The organism is Nocardia sp. NBC_00403, assembly GCF_036046055.1.
GTDB lineage: Bacteria > Actinomycetota > Actinomycetes > Mycobacteriales > Mycobacteriaceae > Nocardia.
Window position 1 is genome coordinate 7,278,857 of record NZ_CP107939.1, and the last position, 17,984, is coordinate 7,296,840.

The window sequence follows — 17,984 nt, forward strand, 5'->3', positions numbered from 1 at the left end:
CTCAAACGCTAGCAGGCGGGCGGCCGACGAATTCCGCGAGCTCGATCCTGGTCTCGCCGTACTTGCGCGCCTTCGCCGGGAAATACCCTGCGGGCCAATCGATCTCGGGCGAGCGGATGGAGCGTTCCACCACGACGAGCGCGCCGGGCGCGAGCCAGCCGCGCTCGGCGAGGGCACGGACATCATCGGTCACCGCGGCGGTGTCCACGTCATACGGCGGATCGGACAGCGCGAGGTCGTAGTCACCGGCGCCGGCGTGCGCCAAGACGGCCGTGACCGCGCCGACGCGCAGTTCCGCGCCGGGCAAGCCGAGATCGGCAATATTGCCGCGCACGATCGCAGCAGCCTTGCGGTCGGACTCGATCAGCAGCGCGTGCCGGGCGCCACGCGACAGCGCCTCGAGGCCGAGCGCGCCCGAACCCGCGTAGAGATCGAGCACGCGCACGCCGTCGAAGTCCATCCGCGCCTCCAGCGCGCTGAACAGCGCCTCACGCACCCGGTCCGAGGTAGGCCTTGTGCCTGCGGGCGGCACCCGTAGCCGCCGCCCGCCCGCTGTTCCCGCAACGATCCGTGTCATTCGCCCGCTGACTCGCGCACGCCCAACTCGACCAGCAGATCGCCGCCCTCGACCTGCTGCACCCGGCCGATCGCGACCCGCCCGACCGTGCCTGCACGCGGCGCGGTGATCGCGGCCTCCATCTTCATCGCCTCGATGGTGCCGATGGTGTCACCCGCGCCGATCGAATCACCTTCCGACACAGCCAGAGTCACCACACCCGCGAACGGAGCGGCGATATGGCCCGAATTGGTCTTGTCCGCCTTCTCCGCGGCCGGGATCTCGCTGGCGATGGACCTGTCACGGACCGCGACAGGACGCAATTGACCGTTGAGGATGCACATCACTGTGCGCATACCGCGCTCGTCGGGCTCGGAGATGGCCTCCAGACCGATGAGCAGGGTCACGCCCTTCTCCAACTGCACCCGATGCTCGTCGCCGCGGCGCAGGCCGTAGAAGAACTGGTTGGCCGACAAGCCGGAGGTGTCGCCGTACTGCTCGCGGTGCGCGAGGAATTCGGCCGTGGGGCCGGGGAACAACAGCCGGTTCAGCGTGTCCCTGCGCTCCTCCGACGAACCGGCGAGCCCGGCCTCGTCCTGGGCCGTCAGCGGGGTCTCCGGTTTCGCGGGTCCCCGACCTGCCAGCGCCCTGCTGCGGAAAGGCTCCGGCCAGCCGCCTGCCGGGGTGCCCAGTTCCCCACGCAGGAAGCCGATGACCGAATCGGGAATGTCGTAGCGGCCCGGGTCGGTCGCGAAGTCGTCGATGTCGACGTCGGTGCCGACGAGGGCGAGGGCAAGGTCGCCGACCACCTTCGACGAAGGAGTCACCTTCACCAGACGACCGAGCAGCCGATCTGCCGCCGCATACTTCGCTTCGACCTCTTCGAACCGGTCACCGAGCCCGAGCGCGATGGCCTGCTGACGCAGGTTCGACAACTGACCGCCGGGGATCTCGTGGGTGTAGACGCGACCGGTCGGGGCGGGGAGCCCGGACTCGAAGGGCGCGTACACCTTTCGCAGTGCCTCCCAGAACGGCTCCAGATCGCAGACATTCTGCAGGTTCAGACCGGTGTCGTACTCACTGTGCGCGGCGGCGGCGACGATCGCCGACAGCGCGGGCTGGCTGGTGGTGCCCGCCATGGCGGCGCTGGCGCCGTCGACCGCGTCGGCGCCCGCCTGCCAGGCGGCGAGATAGGTGGCCAACTGCCCGCCGGGGGTGTCATGGGTGTGCACGTGCACCGGCAGATCGAAGTTACGGCGCAGCGCGGTCACCAGGGTGGCGGCAGCGGGGGCGCGCAGTAGACCTGCCATGTCCTTGATGGCGAGGACATGTGCGCCCGCGTCCACGATCTGCTCGGCGAGTTTGAGGTAATAGTCGAGGGTGTAGATGGTCTCGTCCGGGTTGGACAGGTCACCGGTGTAGCTCATCGCGACTTCCGCGATGGCGGTACCGGTTTCGCGCACCGCATCGATGGCGGGGCGCATCTGGTCGACATTGTTTAGCGCGTCGAAGATGCGGAAGATATCGATGCCGGTCGCGGTGGCCTCGGACACGAATGCGCGAGTCACTCGCTCGGGGTAGGGCGTGTAGCCGACGGTGTTGCGGCCACGCAGCAGCATTTGCAGGCAGATATTGGGCACGGCCTCGCGTAGTGCGGCCAGCCGCTCCCATGGATCCTCGTACAGGAAGCGGAGCGCCACATCATAAGTAGCGCCGCCCCAGGCCTCGATGGAGAGCAACTCGGGTGTCATCCGCGCGACATGTCCCGCGACGGCAAGCAGGCCATTGGTCCGAACCCGGGTGGCCAGCAACGACTGGTGCGCGTCGCGGAAGGTGGTGTCGGTGACACCGACGGCCTTCTGTTCGCGCAGCGCCCGCGCGAAACCCTCGGGACCGAGGCTCAGCAGCCGCTGCCGGGAACCCGGAGGCGGCGCCGCCGTCATATCGAGCGCGGGCAGCTTGTCATGCGGATACACCGTCGTCGGTCGCTCGCCGTGCGGCTTGTTCACGGTGACATCGGCCAGATAGGTGAGGATCTTGGTGCCGCGGTCGGCCGACCCGCGCAGCGTGAGCAGCTGCGGGCGTTCCTCGATGAACGAGGTGGTGACCCGGCCCGCACGGAAATCGGGATCGTCGAGCACCGCCTGCAGGAACGGAATGTTGGTTGCCACGCCACGGATTCGGAACTCCGCCACCGCACGGCGAGCCCGCGCGATCGCGGTCTCGAAATCGCGGCCTCGACAGGTGAGCTTCACCAGCATGGAGTCGAAGTAGGCGCCGACCTCTGCGCCCAGGTTCGCGCCGCCGTCCAGGCGAATTCCTGCGCCACCGGGGGTGCGGTAGGCGGTGATGCGGCCGGTGTCCGGACGGAAACCGTTGGCCGGGTCCTCGGTGGTGATACGGCACTGCAGTGCCGCGCCGCGGATCTGCACGGTCTCCTGACTCAGACCGAGCTGCTCGAGGGTCTCCCCCGCCGCGATACGCAGCTGCGACTGCACCAGGTCCACATCGGTGATCTCCTCGGTCACCGTGTGTTCGACCTGAATACGCGGGTTCATTTCGATGAAGACGTGATGGCCGCGCTCGTCGAGCAAGAACTCGACAGTGCCCGCGCAGCTGTAGCCGATCTGCCGAGCGAAGGCGACCGCGTCGGCGCAGATCTTTTCGCGCAGTACGGGATCCAGGTTCGGCGCGGGCGCGAGCTCGATCACCTTCTGGTGCCGCCGCTGCAGCGAACAGTCCCGCTCGAACAAGTGCATCACGTTGCCGTGCTGGTCGGCGAGGATCTGCACCTCGATGTGACGCGGATTCACCACGGCCTGCTCGAGGAACACCGTCGGATCACCGAAGGCCGACTCGGCCTCCCGCGATGCCGCCTCGATCGACTCACGCAGGTACTCGGGGGCGGCGACGCGGCGCATGCCGCGACCACCGCCACCGGCGACGGCCTTCACGAAGATCGGGTAGTCCAGCTGCTCGGAAGCCTCGACCAGCGCCTCGACGTCCGCCGACGGCTCACTGGAGCGCAGCACCGGCAGCCCGGCCGCCTTCGCCGCCGCGATGGCGCGCGCCTTGTTGCCCGCCAGCTCGAGCACCTCCGCCGAAGGACCGATGAAGGTGATGCCCTCGCGCGCACAGGCAGCGGCCAGGTCGGGGTTCTCGGACAGGAAGCCGTAGCCGGGATAGATCGCGTCGGCGCCCGCCGACTTGGCGGCCTCGATAATGGCGTCGATGGAGAGATACGCCCGGACCGGGTGGCCCTCTTCACCGATCTGGTAAGACTCGGCCGCCTTCAACCGGTGGACCGAATTGCGGTCCTCGTACGGGAAAACCGCGACGGTTCCGATGCCGAGCTCATAGGCCGCGCGGAAGGCCCGGATCGCGATTTCGCCACGGTTGGCGACCAAGACTTTCGAGAACATTGACCTAAGGTACCCGGCCCCGAAGATGCTTTTGACACGGAAGGCCACTTCGCAGGAATCTTCACAACGCCACCTAGCGACCCTGCGAAGTTGCGGTAATGCTGCGTTCATTTTGGCAGCCCGGCCGCAAAGCCCGACAACCATCCACCGCCAGTCCGCACACCGAAAGCCACCACCAGTCCTCTTCTGCAGCTCAGGCAGGCAGCGCACGGCTTCCGGTGTGAAGTCTGGCGGAGGGGACGTTCTCGAACCCATCAACCCCCGCCCTCCCACCTGCCGCCGCCCGATCTCGATGGCAGCCGCACCCCTGTCGGGAGCCGCACCCTTTGTCGCAACCGGGCTCCAGGATGGTGGGTGTCCGGCTGTCACACGGGGCGGGGCGGGTGAGAGTAGAGAAATGATGGCTACCGTGGGCCTTGGCGCCGCCTTCGCTGTGCGCTCGCTGACGGGTCGCAGTCAAGTGAGGTGCGGTTCATCGGGGACCGCTGCCCTATGCTGGTTGGTGCAGCTGGTTCGCTGGTACGCAGACGAGATGGAGCCCCGACGTCGCGTGCCGGAGTCGAAGCTCGTGCACCCGAATGTCGGGTGCGCGGGTGAAGAGGGAACCCGGTGAGAATCCGGGACTGTCCCGCAGCGGTATGCAGGAACGACCGCCGTCACAGGCACTGAGTTCAACGGGCGATCTGCCCCTCGACTTGGGAAGCGACGGCCAGTAGGTGAGCCCCGGCGCAGGCCGGGGTCGGCCAGAAGGCCCGTGTCTGCAAGTCCGAAGACCTGCCAGCCGTGCCGGATACGCCGTATCCGGCGGCCACCGCCTCGTGGATTGGGCGCGCGGACCACCAGTGCGACGTGTCGGGCTCTCCTGTCGGTTTCTCCGGCATGTCACTTGGTTTCCGTGTGCTCGTAGGGCGTCTGGCTCTCAACTCAGCACTGGAGAAACATCGTGACTGTTTCACATCACACACCGTTCACCGCAACGGTTCTCGGCCTGCCGCGGGTGGGGCCGCACCGTGAGCTCAAGCGCGCCACCGAGTCCTATTGGGCCGGGCGCATCGACGCCGAGCAGCTGCACACCGTCGCCCGCGACCTGCGGCGTACCCAACTCACCGAACTACAGGCCGCCGGGCTCGACTCGATTCCCGTCGGGACGTTCTCTTACTACGACCAGGTGCTCGACACCGCCGCGCTGCTCGGCGCCCTGCCGCCGCGGGTGGCAGGCATCGCCGATCCGCTGGATCGCTATTTCGCCGCCGCACGCGGCACCGACACGGTCGAGCCGCTGGAGATGACCAAGTGGTTCGACACCAACTACCACTACCTGGTGCCGGAAATCGGTGCGGACACCGCATTCGCGCTGCATCCCGAGCAGCTGCTCGAGCAACTGCACGAGGCCCTCGCCCTGGGGACGCGCGCACGGCCGGTCGTCGTCGGCCCGATCACCTTCCTGAAGCTGGCCAAGACAGCCGGCGGCGCGGCGCTGGATCGCCTCGGCGAGCTCGTTCCGCTCTACCGTGAGCTGCTGCGGCTGCTGGCCGCGGCGGGAGCCGAGTGGGTGCAGCTCGACGAGCCCATCACGGTCACCGATCTGACCGTTGACGAAATCGAACTGGTACGCACCACTTACGCGGAGCTATCGGCGGCACAGGACCGTCCGGCGATCCTGGTGGCCACCTACTTCGGTAAGCCGGGCGTCGCGCTCGCCGCACTGGCAGGCACCGAGATCGAGGGCATCGCACTCGATTTCACGGTACCGACCGATCTCTCAGAGGTGGTCGCGGTACCGGCACTGGCGGACAAGCTGCTGGTCGCCGGTGTGGTCGACGGCCGCAATGTCTGGCGAACCGACCTTGATCGGGCGCTGGCCACCCTCGGCACCCTGCTGGGATCCACGGCGACGGTAGCAGTGTCGAGCTCCTGCTCGCTGCTGCATGTGCCCTACACCCTCGACACCGAAACCGGCTTGGACGAGCAGCTGCGGTCGTGGCTGGCCTTCGGTGCGGAAAAGGTCGCCGAGGTGCGGGTGCTCGCCACCGCGCTGAACGAGGGCCCGCAGGCCATCGCCGCCGAGTTGGACACGGTCCGCGCGGCACTGGAGACACGTCGAGCCGATCCCCGGCTCGCCAATCCGCAGGTGCGTGCCAGGCTGACCGCGCTCGGCCCGGACGCCGTCCGGCGCGCGGCCGCCGAGCAACGTCGAGTATTGCAAGCCGAACGGTTGCAGTTGCCGTCGCTGCCGACCACCACGATCGGCTCCTATCCGCAGACCTCCGCGATCCGGCTGGCCCGGGCGGCGCTGCGCACCGGCGAGATCGATCAGGCGGAGTATGTCCGCAGGATGCAGGCGGAGATCGCGGATGTCATTGCGCTGCAAGAGAAGCTGGGGTTGGACGTGCTCGTGCATGGCGAGCCCGAGCGCAACGACATGGTGCAGTACTTCGCCGAACAGTTGGACGGATTCGCCGCCACCGAGGCGGGATGGGTGCAGTCCTACGGCACCCGCTGCGTGCGGCCGCCGATCCTCTACGGCGATGTGGCACGCCGCGCTCCGATGACCGTCGACTGGATCACCTACGCCCAATCACTCACCGACAAGCCGGTCAAGGGCATGCTCACCGGCCCGGTGACGATCCTGGCCTGGTCTTTCGTGCGTGACGACCAATCGCTTGCCGACTCGGCACGTCAAGTGGCGCTGGCGATCCGGGACGAGACGGTGGACCTGCAGTCCGCAGGTATCCGCATCGTCCAGGTCGACGAACCCGCGCTGCGGGAGCTGCTGCCGCTGCGGGCCGCCGATCAGCCGGCCTACCTCGACTGGTCGGTGCAGGCTTTCCGGCTGGCGACCTCGGGCGTCTCGGATTCGACCCAGATCCACACCCATCTCTGCTATTCGGAGTTCGGTGAAGTCATCGATGCGATCGCCGGCCTCGACGCCGACGTGACGTCGATCGAGGCGGCCCGTTCCCACATGGAGGTGCTCGACGATCTCAACGCCGCGGGCTTCGACCTCGGTGTCGGCCCCGGCGTCTACGACATCCACTCGCCGCGGGTACCGAGCGTCGACGAGATCACCACCGCCCTGCGTGCGGCATTGAAAGCTGTTCCAGCCGAACGACTCTGGGTTAATCCGGACTGCGGATTGAAGACCAGGGGACCGGTCGAGGTCGAAGCGTCGCTGCGCAATATGGTCGCCGCCGCGGCCGCCGTCCGCTGATCTATACGGCGTATCTGATGCGTTCGCAATAATGCGTTCGCACTGAATTCCTTACTCCCTCCGGAACTCCGGAGGGAGTAAGGACCAGAAGAAGAAATAGCCGTACCGAATTACCCATGGCCTCAGCCCGATTCGGGCCCCGGCCATTGCCGCCGCCGACGCGCCGCGTAGCGCTCACACAGTTCTCCGGCTCGCAGTACCGGCCGCAACCGCGACTTTGCGCCGATCCCACGCCGCCACGCGGTATGGCATCCCGGGCAACGCTCCATGTGCAACCCCTCCTCGCACGATCGAAACACCTCGAATCGCCTTTGCTGTCTTCGACGCGCGCGCACCCGATCAGGTTCCCCCTCTTCGCGACAGGTTTCGGATTGCCGCGACCGGACGGCCACCGCCCCCTCCTCGACACGTCTGGGAAACCTGTTCGTAACTGCGATTTCCCGGCAGAAACCTCTAGACATCTATCGGACCGTCGATTAATGTGACGTTATATAGCGGCACGATAGACAGTGAGTCGCTAGCCGGGGAATCCCGGGCGATCCAGAGATCGTGAAGGACGCAAACGATGACCAGGACCAACCCACAGCGACGGGCCACAAAAACCCTGCTCCGCCTGCTGATCGTGAGCGCGACGGTGGTGACCCCTGCGGTGCTGATGCCCGCGCAGGTTCTAGCCCAGCCCGGCCCGGCCGTTTCGACGGTGCGGACCGAATCCCCCAGCCACCACGGACGTGACAAATCGGGACGCGATTCGCACCGTCACCGCAGGCGCGACGAGGAGAACAAACGTCGCCAGAACTGCGGAACGCAATTCATTCCCGGCCCGCTCTCCTGCGGCATTTTCACTAACTGACCAGCGAAACGCCAGTTAGCACCCAGACCTCACCAGCTTGATTACAGCTCGAAATCGAATGGAGAAATCCAATGACCACCAATATCAACACTCGCCGCCTGCTGACCTGCGCCGCCATCGTCGGCGCGATCACCACCGCAGGTGCAGGTATGGCATCCGCAGTGCCCGGTGACCATTCCGGTGGCGGGTCGGGCCGTGCCGGTTCCTACAGCTCCGGCGATTCGACCGGCGCGCATCACATCGACCCCATGGGTTACCACCACGTCGAAAACAATCCGCTGCGGGAGATCGAGCAAGAGGACGCCCGCACCGAATACCACCAGCGCCAGAATCAGAACCAAACCGCCAACAACGCCCGCACCTACCAGGTTCAGGGTTCGGAAAACGGTGGCTGGCAGGTCTGCAAGCCCCAGGCGCGGTACTGCAAATAAGCCGATGCCATTGACCGCCGTCACGGAGTCGAACTCCGGCGGCGGTCAATGCTGCGGCCTCGACTATCGATATCTCCACCCACCAGCGAACGTGCCGCTACTCAGCGGCACATTGCATGACGCATGAACTACCCGGATAGCCCGAGCGACGTCGGCTGATGGGACAGACGACGAAAGAGAGAAGCCGATGTTCACAAAGAGCGGACATGAGAAGGCCACGCCGATGTGTACCGATCGGGGCCCTTCGAAGGCGAAGACACTAGCCGTGCTCGCCATCACCGCAGTGACGGCTGGCGGCATCGGTGTCGGCGCGGGAACCGCCGCGGCCGAGCCCGCCGTGCCGTGCCGGTGGGCGGGCGACACCTACCCCCAGGGCATGTCCGTGAATGCAGGAGGCTGGAGCTTCACCTGCCGATCGGATAACTTCGGCAGCCCCAATTGGGTTCGCGGGCATGCGGTCAACGGGCACAGCACCGTCCACAACCCCGGCGCGTACACGAACCCTGCCGGTCTGTTCAGCCCGGGCGCACGTCAGCCGGGCACCTCGTACAACGACTATTGCGTCGGCAGTCAGCTGATCGAAGGCGCCGAGGACGTGTACCAGGTCGTGGCAGACCGAAACGGCTTCGTGTACTGGAAGGCCGCTGAGTCGATCAACATGTGGACCTTCGATGGCGGCACCGGCCCACAGCGGTCGACTCGGTCCGCGAGCCTCTGCTATGACGGCAACCTGACCTAGACCCCAGAGCCGCGTTCAGGGACGTGCCGGGGACCTCGCGGGCCGCTGCTCGGATTCGAGCCGGATCCGCTCGCTGAGGTCACCCGGCACGTGCCACATGATGTCCGCGCGGGTGGCCGCCATCAGTTTGCGACGGATGGCCACGACCTGGGCATCGACTGTTCGAATGGAACTACCGCGACGTGCGGCGATCGCGCTGTTGGCCCAGCCCGCAGCCGCGAGAACCGCGACGTCGCGTTCCGCGGGCGAGAGCTCCTGCCAGCGTGAGGCAGGCGCACGCGCCGCGGGGACATCGGTGGGCAGTTCTTCGATGGTGAACCTGCCGAGCATGAACCGTTGCAACTCATCGTGTTCCGGCCGCATACGCGCGCCACGGCGGGCGGCCGCCGTGTAATCCGCCGTACCGAGAATCGAGGTCGCCACCGCGACCGCGTGTTCGGTCCCACGAGCCACCAGCGTCACCCGCTCGGAGGCAATGCCCATCGATCGATGCAAGGTGGCGATACCGCCTTGGAGATAGGCGATTTCGGTCGCCGCCGCTCGCAGCTCGGCGCGACTGCCGTCCCGCGCGCCGATCCTGGCGGACAAAATGTAGGTCAGCGCCATCATGCTGAAGTGGATGATCCAGCCGGCAGTCCATCGATCACCCGAGATCAGCAGACGTTCCAGTGCCCCGCGGCCGATTTCCAGCGCAGCGCGCGGATCACCGTGCCGCGAAACCGCGGTCAACCACGCCACCTCCCCCCAGGAGATGGCCCATTGGGAATCGCTGGCGATAGCCCGATCGAGATGCTCCCGCGCGGCGCTGAGCGCTAGCTCGGCGTCACCCAGGTTTGCACAGGACAGCGCGGCGAACAGTTCGCTGCGCTGCACCCCGCCCGCATCGTCGACCTCGGCGAACTTCCTACTCGCCCGGGTCAGTACATCGATGGCCCGCGGGTCGAGGTGCATGAGCAGCAGCTCTATGCCCCAGGTGAACTCCACCGGGGCAGGCAAGCCGATATCGTCGAGCGCGGTCTCGCGCCAGTTCTGTTGCAGCGCAGGATCGGATAGGCATTCGACGGCGCACTCGTCCAGCAGTTGCGCGGTATAGGCATGTCGCCCCTGCCAGATTGCCACCCATCCGACCAGCGCGGTCGCGGTGATCCGCAACTGGGTCGGCGGCGGATCGACCTGTCTGATGGCTTCGAGGGCTTGTTCGGTGATGCCCCCGATGGCGCGGTTGGCACCGGTGATGAACGGAATGCGCAGCGACATGAGAATGGCGGCGGTCTCCAGTCCGATGACGGCCTCTGTGGGTTCGACGAGACTGGTTTCGATGCCGAGCAGGATGTTGCACCACGCGGTACGCGCCCAGTCGAGCCAGTCCTTTTCGTGCGGGCCGTACCACGTGGCCTGGCCCGCGGCGACTTTGTCCCGGTAGTAGCGCCGATGGCGGGCAAGCAGCCGTGCTTCGTCCATGCCGTCACCGCGTTGGGACAGTCGGTCCCGCACGAATACCCCGACGCTTTCCAGGAGGTAGTACCGGACCATGGTCGGCTCGATGCGGACCGAGACCAACGACCGCTCCGCCAGGCGTTCGAGCAACGACTCGATCTCTTCCGTCGGTAGTGACTTGTCGGCGCAGACCGCGATGATGGCCTCGGATTCCGCTCCGCTGCCGAGCAGTTCGGCACCGTCACTGTCGCACCCCGTCACGAACACCGACATTCGGTCGAGCAAGAGTTGTTCACCCGCGGTGCACAGGCCGTAGGACCAGGCGATCACATCCCGCACACTGCGGTGCCGTTCCTCGGCCCCGAGCCGGGCGGCGTTGGACCAATGCATGCGCCGGTCGTCGGTATCGCCGGTGAGTTCACGCAGCACAATGATGGGCGGCCGATGCAGCAGGCGAGCCGCCGCCAGCCGGATGAACAGCGGATTGTTGTCCACGTGCCAGCAGATCTGCCTGGCGACGGCAAGTTCTTCCGGATTGTCGGAGATCGGCCGGCCGGTCAGCTCCGCACGCCGCCGGAACAGCTCGAGTGCATGACCGGACGACATCGGGGGGACTGTCACGATGTGCTCGTCGATCCACCCCACCGGTTCCCGGCTGGTCGCGATGATGGTCAGGCTCGGCACCGCTTCCAGCAGACCGACGATCAACGGGCCGACCCCCGCGAGCACATGCTCGCAGTTGTCCAGCACCAATATCGTCCGATGGCTGCCCGCGATGTGACCACCGGTGAATGTCTCCACCAGACCGTCCCAGGCCGACCTTGCGGCAATGTCCGCCGTCACGACCGACTGCACCACTTCTTCGGCCACGACGCCCGCATCGGCGCCTGCCGCCAGCCGGGACAGCCGCGTCCAATAGACCGTGTGGTTGGGCGTCGGCCGAAATCGCCGCAGCGCTTCGGTCGCCAACGTGGTCTTACCGATTCCACCTGGTCCGGCCAGGGTGATGAGTCGCGCGGTCGCGGAAGCCAGCAGAGTGCCGATCCGCTGCAACTCGGTGTGCCTGCCGACGAACTCATGCGCCGCGGCGGGAACTTCATCGCCGGGTCTCACTGCAGACATCCTTGCTCACCTATCGATTTCGAGGCCACATGTAGCAGTAGCCTATCGATAACGAGCAACTCTACTGGTGCGACGTGGCCTGCGTTCGGATTCGTGCCGAACGCGCTCTGCGAGTTCCTCGGGAATATAGCGAGCGATCTCGTTGCGCGAGGCGATCATCAGCTTCTGCCTGATGGTGGCAACCTGGGCATCGACGGTCCGGACCGAGCTGTGGCGACGGACGGCGATCGCGCTGTTGGGCCAGCCGGCCGCGGCGAACACCGCCACATCGCGTTCTGCCTGGGATAACTCGCTCCACAACGAGGGTGTTCGCGCCGGCAGCGGCACCGGCAGCGGCCGCGAAACCTCAATGGCACTTCGGATCTCCTGACCGACCGAGTCGATCCACGATTTATCCGCTGGACTGTGCCACCCGACATGCCCGGCGGCGACCTTGTCACAGAAATAACGGCGGTGCCGCGCGGACAGCAGTTCCGCTGCCGCGCGATCGCGGTGATGTAGCCGGTCACGCGCGAAGACTTGCACGCTTTCCACCAGATACCAGCTCATCGCGGCGGGGGTGAGGTGCACCGATAGCAGTGAACGTTCCGTCAGACGTTCGAGCAGATGCTCGATCTGGCCCGCGGGGAGGATATCGTCCGCGCACACCGCGATCACGGCATCGAGTTCGATACCCCGGTGCGGCGATTCGCCGTCATCGGTCTCATGGCCCGCCGCGAAGACCGATAGCCGCTCGAGCAGCAATTGTTCCCGCACGCCACACAGCGCGAAGGACCAGGCGAGGACGTCGTACACCCCGCGGTGGCGTGCTTCTGTGCCCGCCCGCGCGCCGTGCGTCCACCGTAGTCGCTTGTCGTCGGCACCGCCGCTGAGTTCGCGCAGCACCATCGCGGGCGGCTGATGGCGCAGCCGCGCCGCGGCCAACCGGATGAACAGCGGATTGTGATCGACGCGGCGGCAGATCCGCGCGGCGACGGCGAGCTGTGGGGAATCATCCGGAGTCACCCACCCGACGAGTTCGGCCCGTTGTCTGAACAATTCGAGTGACTGCACCGGCGACAGCGGCGGCACGGTGACGATGTACTCGTCGACCCAGCCGATCGGTTCCCTGCTGGTGGCCAGGATCGTCAGCCCCGGCGCCGCGGCGAGCAGGTCCGCGATCAGCGGACCCACCGCGCCGAGCAGATGTTCACAGTTGTCCAGCACCAAGACCGCTCGGTCCGCGGAGTAGTTGCTGCCACCGCCGAAGGTGCATACCGCCGACTGCACGACATCCTGCGCCGTGGCTCGGCAATCGCCTTCCAATTCGGCGAGGCCGGCCCAGTACACCAGGTGGCTCTTGGCGCGGTGCACGCGGCGCACGAACTCGCCCACCAACCGCGTCTTACCGATGCCACCAGGTCCTACCAGCGTGATCAGCCGTGCCCCCCCGGCCAGCAAGCCACCTAGTCGGTCCAATTCCACTTGGCGGCCGACGAATTCGCTGGTGGGTGCCTGTACCAGGGACATAGGACGAAAGTTAGCCGAATCAACGCGAACGCGCTGGAAATTTCAGGTTACCGGGGTGCTACGCCGACCGACATATCGCTGGATGAGCAGGCTGCTGGTAGTGCATCTGCACGACGGCACTGTCGAAGGTCATCACATCGACCAGCTGCAGATCCGCCATCGCAGTAGGCGCCGGGAACAGTGGCACACCGCCACCCAGGACGAGCGGGTGGACGAACAGCCGGTACTCATCGATCAGTTCGTGCCGCATGAAGGCCGAAGCCGTCTCGGCACCGCCGAACAGAACCATGTTGCAGTCCTGCTGGTCTCGCAGTGCGCAGATCTCGTCGACCATGCCGTCGCGCACGACTCGCGTGTTCCAGCCCGCGCTGCGCAGGCTGCGCGAGATGACGAGCTTCGGCGTCTGTTTCCAGCAGCGCGCGAAGTCGACATAGAACTCGGATATCGCCGGATCTCCGTCGGCCGTCGGCCAGAACGATGCCATGATCTCGTACGTCTTGCGTCCGTAGATGAACAGATCGGCCGCGCGAAGCTCATCGAGAAACGATTCGCACAACTCCTCGTCCACCATCGGCCAGTGGATCTCCTGATCCGGCCCCTCCGCAAAGCCGTCGAGCGACATCTGCATCCACAGTGTCACGCTTCCCATACCCAACCCATCTGCTGCCCTCGTGCCGAAGTCAGATTGTGGTGGGGAATGAGGGCAGCGCGCATCGGTAGATTAACTCACGACATACCTAAGTAGGTCGTGAGTGATCACACGACCTGGCGCGCTGGATGGCCGCCGACCTGCTCGGTCGGCCCATCAGGGCGTGGCACAGAACCTCGAGGGCAATGAGGGTTCGGGGGGTTTCGCGTAGCCGAATAGCATTCCGGCCCAGCGATTCTCGCTCCGCGGACGGCTCCGATGCCGTCGCTGCCTGCCAGCAAACATACCGCTGTTTAACGGCACGTTACGTGTCAGTATCTTCAGCCGTGGGAATAGTGGACATCGAAGGGGCATTTTCGACCGGTCAGGCCCGCGACAGCGCGTCAGAGATTTCGGCGTCCTGGTCGAGATGCCGTGCTACGAACAGAGTCACGAGCTCCGCCGTCGCCTCGCCGGACATGCTCTTGGTCGCGGCAAGGCGTTCAGCGAGCTCGGCCACGTCGGCCGAATCCTTTTCGGACTGCTGGAACTTCGCAAAGGTCGTGCGACGGAACAGGTCGACGAAACGTCGGGCGATACGGTCGGTATCGGCCCGCAGCTTCTCGAGTTCGTCCAGCACCTCGGCGGCGGGAACACCCGCCGCGCTGAGCTTCTCGACGATCCGAACCAGTCTGCGGTCGGCCAACCGGTAGTTTTCGGCGTCCACAGGCTCATAGAGGCCCACTGTGACCACGCGGGCGAGTCCGTTGGGCACCTCGTGGTAGCGCGCGGCGAGCTCCGTCGCGGCGATGGTTTCACCCGACTCCGGAAGCTCCTCGGCAACCTCCGCCTTCGCCGTGTCGGGTTCGATGACGCCGAGGATGTCACCCAGGTCGTCACCACGGTCCCAGGCGTCGAGCAATTCCCTGATGCCGTTGAGTTTGATCCCGCGATCCAGCAGCCGGCTGATCGTCCGGACACGATTGAGATGCTCTGGTCCATAGAACCCGGTTCGCCCTTTGACCTGGGGCGGGGGCAGGACACCACGCTCGTGGTAGACCCGCAGACTCCGCACGGTCGTGCCGGCCTCGCGCGCCAGCTCGTCGATCGTGTATTCAACAGCGGCAGCCATGGTTCAAGGAAACCACACCGAGTCCGCATCGACGGCCGCCACACGGGCCGTTGTGGCCGCTTACATAGCCGCCAGCGACGAATCAGCAAACGCTAATTCGGTCACAGTCTTCCCGTCCATGGAAAACGACGCCTGTGCAACATTTCCACCTGCGCATATCCTTCCGGAATGGACGACTCTGCGGGCTCTAGGGTCAGTGTCGAGGACCGTGAACGCGCGCTCTTGGAACTGTCACACCATCTCGGCTCGGGCAGGCTGGACCTTGCCGAGTTCGACGAACGCAGCGCAGCGGTGACTGCGGCCACCACCAAAACTCAGCTCGCCGAACTGTTCGCCGACCTCCCCGGTAACCTGCCGTCCGCCGCGCCGCTCCCGGAGCCGAACCCGATGCGCACGCTCGTCGTGACCGTCGCGGCGATCGCCGTCCTCGCCCTGGCCGCCGCCCTCGTCACCGGCACCTGGTGGCCGCTGCTCGTGACGTTCGGTGCGCCCGCGGCGCTAGCGCTCGCCGTCCGAACAGGCGCGTTGCGGCCTTAGAAGCGGGTCTGCGGCCGGACGTGGTTGGCCAGGTCGACGAGCCGGTACCGATGCAGGCGGTGTGGTGCGATACGCGCCAATGCTCGCAGGCTCGTTTCCAGTCCGCCCTGCAGTCCCAGCTCGGTAACCGGGAAGCCGAGAATTATCGAATGAGGCCCGGCCGGTTGCCCGCCTGCACGTAGCCACTCCAGTGCCGCCCCCACGACGATCACCTGTAACTGCAGGGCCCGAGGCTCATCCGGCGCCGCGTCCAGGCGGGTTGCCGCCTCGGTGAGGTCGGCCTCGGTGATGTCGGCGACCGGCCGCGACACCAGCAGCAGACAACCGGTCATGCGCGCGACACTGTGATAGCGCGAGGCCTCCGGTACCTGATCGAGGACCGCAACGGCTTCGAGCAGCGCGCCGTCGGCCGCAAGCCTGCGAGCCAGGCCGAATGCCGCACTGACCATTCCGTGGTTGGTCTTCCAGACCGTCGCGTAATAGTCCGACGCGAGCCGGTGCCAGCGCTTGGCCTCGGCGGGTGTATCCAGGTGTTGCAGTGCGAGTTCCGCGGTGGCGGCAAGGGCGAGGGCGGGTGCGAGCTCACCGGGCAGCATGCTGTGCACAAGGTCGAAGTACTCGAAGGCGCGCGCATGCTGGCCATCCAGCAGCGCGGCGGCCGCGGTGTACCAGTCGAGGCGCCAGTCGGCGGCGTAGCGCGGGCGCAGGTCGGCGAGCCGATCGCCGGCCAGCCGCACATCGCCGAGGTCGAGGTGGGCGCGGATCGCGGTCAGTGTGCCCTCGAGCTCGAACGACTCCGGTTCCGGGATCGTCCCGGACACGATGCGGTCGGCCGCACGGCGCAGCGCGTCCAGCGCCTGTCTCGGATCGCCGTGCAACAGCGTGGACAGTAGCTCGGCGCTCGGGTCCTCGTTGTCCATCAGCGGAACAGGCAGCGCGGCAACGACACTCGGCGCATCGAGGGCAGGCAGTCGGTGCCTGCCGTCGGTCATGCCGTCGGTCTGGCCGATGAGCGTTTCGATGCCGAAATCGCCACGCATGGAGCCGAATTCGATCGAGGCCTGCGGATGTTCGAGGCCGGTCTCCGCCGCGAGCACCATCCGCAGCACGCCGGCGAGCTGACTGTACATCGAATAGGCAGAAGGAAAACGACGCTGCGGATCCAGGTCGGTGGCGCGTTGCAACACCCGGTACAGAGCCGGGTTTCGGCGCAGCAGCGGCTGATCCTCCGGGGCCGGCAGGCCGGGCAGGTAATGACCTTCTTTGTCCTTGGGCAGTTCGAGGATCAGCGCGGCCAGCGTTCGCCCGACGGTGTAGATGTCGGAGGCGACGGTGGGGCCGGTGTCGGTGATCTCGGGCGCTTGGTATCCGGGAGTTCCGTAGATGCTCCCGTAGGACTCCATCGCGGCGACCGCGCCGAGGTCGATCAGTTTGACCTCGTCCTCGCTGACCATGATGTTGTCGGGTTTGAGGTCGTTGTAGGCCAGCCCGAACGAGTGCAGATAGTCGAGCGCGGGCAGGATCTCCATCATGAAGGCGATGGCATCCGGCACCGAAATGCGTTCCGGGGCACGCAGATCGAGCATTTTCTTCAGTGATCGGCCACCGACGTATTCCATGACGATGTAGCCGTCGGCGACGTCACGCGTCGACCGGTGCTTGACGAAGTTGTGGATCTTGACGATGCCGGGATAGGCCACCTCGGACAGGAATTGACGTTCGGCAAGGGCGACGACATGCGCCTCGAAGTCGAGCGGGTTCTGCAGGCCCTTCAGCACCACCCATCGATCGCTAACATTGCGGTCGATGGCGAGGTAGATCCAGCCGAGTCCACCGTGTGCGAGGCTGCCCTGCACTTCGTACTGGCCCGCCACCATCTCCCCCGGCTGCAGCGCCGGTCGGAAGTTGAAGGGCGATCCGCAGCGGTCGCATTCGCCCACCACGGCGCCCGGTCCGGCCTCGGTGGATCGGCCGACCGGCTGTTGACACTTCCAGCAGAACCTTTTGTGCTCGGGCACTTCCGGACGCTCGAGCACCGAGGTCCGTGGATCGAGCGGGCTCACCTGCGGCATCGCGACCAGCCCGTCGCCGAGCCGTCGGACGCTCGGCCGTGATCGGGCGCTGCGGCCCGAAGCGGGCTCGTCGAGCGCGGCCAGCAAGGCGCGCTCGGAATCGGTTGTGCGCTCGGCACCGGTCGTGCGGAGCGAAGTCGACCCTGCCGAAACGGTGGCGGGGGCAGTGGCATTCGAGGTCGCGCCGGGCACCGGGCGGTTCGAAGGCTTCGACCAGGGGTGCGGCAAACGTGCAGGCACCTCGGTTTTGGAGGGTCGCCGAGATGCCCATGGGTGCGGCATCCGCCGTGGCACTTCAGTGCCACGCATACGCCGATTCGCCCATGGGTGCGGTA

Annotated in this window: 12 protein-coding genes and 1 riboswitch; of the genes, 5 read left to right on the forward strand and 7 right to left on the reverse strand. The window is 66.3% G+C overall.

Going from position 1 to position 17,984, the window contains the following annotated elements; translation table 11 throughout:
• Position 1 precedes the first annotated feature (1 nt).
• Both rsmD and OHQ90_RS32715 read right to left on the reverse strand, forming a co-directional pair.
• The gene (gene rsmD, locus OHQ90_RS32710; protein WP_328404108.1) at positions 2-577 is read right to left on the reverse strand and encodes a 16S rRNA (guanine(966)-N(2))-methyltransferase RsmD; all 576 of its coding nucleotides are present in this window, start codon (positions 575-577) and stop codon (positions 2-4) included.
• The gene (locus OHQ90_RS32715) at positions 574-3,978 is read right to left on the reverse strand and encodes a pyruvate carboxylase (RefSeq protein ID WP_328404110.1); all 3,405 of its coding nucleotides are present in this window, start codon (positions 3,976-3,978) and stop codon (positions 574-576) included. The genes rsmD and OHQ90_RS32715 overlap by 4 nt, the downstream gene beginning before the upstream one ends.
• A gap of 566 nt (positions 3,979-4,544) precedes the next feature.
• A riboswitch (cobalamin riboswitch) is annotated at positions 4,545-4,774 on the forward strand.
• A 147-nt stretch (positions 4,775-4,921) separates the two neighbouring features.
• On the opposite strand from OHQ90_RS32715, the gene metE reads away from it, so the two are divergent.
• The 4 genes from metE (at position 4,922) to OHQ90_RS32735 (ending at position 9,212) form a co-directional block, all read left to right on the forward strand.
• Complete coding sequence (gene metE, locus OHQ90_RS32720; protein WP_328404112.1) at positions 4,922-7,189, forward strand: 5-methyltetrahydropteroyltriglutamate--homocysteine S-methyltransferase; 2,268 nt, start codon at positions 4,922-4,924, stop codon at positions 7,187-7,189.
• Between the two features lie 565 nt (positions 7,190-7,754).
• Positions 7,755-8,042 (forward strand): hypothetical protein, encoded by a 288-nt coding sequence (locus tag OHQ90_RS32725; RefSeq protein ID WP_328404114.1) that lies wholly within the window; start codon positions 7,755-7,757, stop codon positions 8,040-8,042.
• A 71-nt stretch (positions 8,043-8,113) separates the two neighbouring features.
• Positions 8,114-8,473, forward strand: a complete 360-nt coding sequence (locus OHQ90_RS32730; protein ID WP_328404116.1) for a hypothetical protein — start codon at positions 8,114-8,116, stop codon at positions 8,471-8,473.
• Between the two features lie 187 nt (positions 8,474-8,660).
• Positions 8,661-9,212, forward strand: a complete 552-nt coding sequence (locus tag OHQ90_RS32735; RefSeq protein ID WP_328404118.1) for a hypothetical protein — start codon at positions 8,661-8,663, stop codon at positions 9,210-9,212.
• Positions 9,213-9,227: 15 nt separating this feature from the next.
• On the opposite strand, the gene OHQ90_RS32740 is transcribed toward OHQ90_RS32735, so the two are convergent.
• The 4 genes from OHQ90_RS32740 to OHQ90_RS32755 all read right to left on the reverse strand — a co-directional run bounded on the left by OHQ90_RS32740 (position 9,228) and on the right by OHQ90_RS32755 (position 15,040).
• Positions 9,228-11,771 (reverse strand): ATP-binding protein, encoded by a 2,544-nt coding sequence (locus tag OHQ90_RS32740; RefSeq protein WP_328404120.1) that lies wholly within the window; start codon positions 11,769-11,771, stop codon positions 9,228-9,230.
• Positions 11,772-11,813: 42 nt separating this feature from the next.
• Positions 11,814-13,280 (reverse strand): helix-turn-helix transcriptional regulator, encoded by a 1,467-nt coding sequence (locus OHQ90_RS32745; RefSeq protein ID WP_328404122.1) that lies wholly within the window; start codon positions 13,278-13,280, stop codon positions 11,814-11,816.
• Positions 13,281-13,338: 58 nt separating this feature from the next.
• Positions 13,339-13,929, reverse strand: a complete 591-nt coding sequence (locus tag OHQ90_RS32750; RefSeq protein ID WP_328404124.1) for a dihydrofolate reductase family protein — start codon at positions 13,927-13,929, stop codon at positions 13,339-13,341.
• A 364-nt stretch (positions 13,930-14,293) separates the two neighbouring features.
• Positions 14,294-15,040, reverse strand: coding sequence for a MerR family transcriptional regulator (locus tag OHQ90_RS32755; RefSeq protein ID WP_328404126.1), 747 nt, complete (start codon positions 15,038-15,040; stop codon positions 14,294-14,296).
• Between the two features lie 168 nt (positions 15,041-15,208).
• Between OHQ90_RS32755 and OHQ90_RS32760 the strand changes: the two genes are divergently transcribed.
• Positions 15,209-15,577 carry a DUF1707 SHOCT-like domain-containing protein gene (locus tag OHQ90_RS32760; protein ID WP_328404128.1) on the forward strand — a complete coding sequence of 123 codons (369 nt, stop codon included), beginning with the start codon at positions 15,209-15,211 and terminating at the stop codon, positions 15,575-15,577.
• Here the strand turns inward: OHQ90_RS32760 and OHQ90_RS32765 are convergent.
• Entirely contained in the window at positions 15,574-17,889 is a 2,316-nt protein-coding gene (locus OHQ90_RS32765) for a serine/threonine-protein kinase (RefSeq protein WP_328404130.1), read from the reverse strand. The two genes, OHQ90_RS32760 and OHQ90_RS32765, sit on opposite strands and share 4 nt — an antisense overlap.
• Positions 17,890-17,984: the final 95 nt, after the last annotated feature.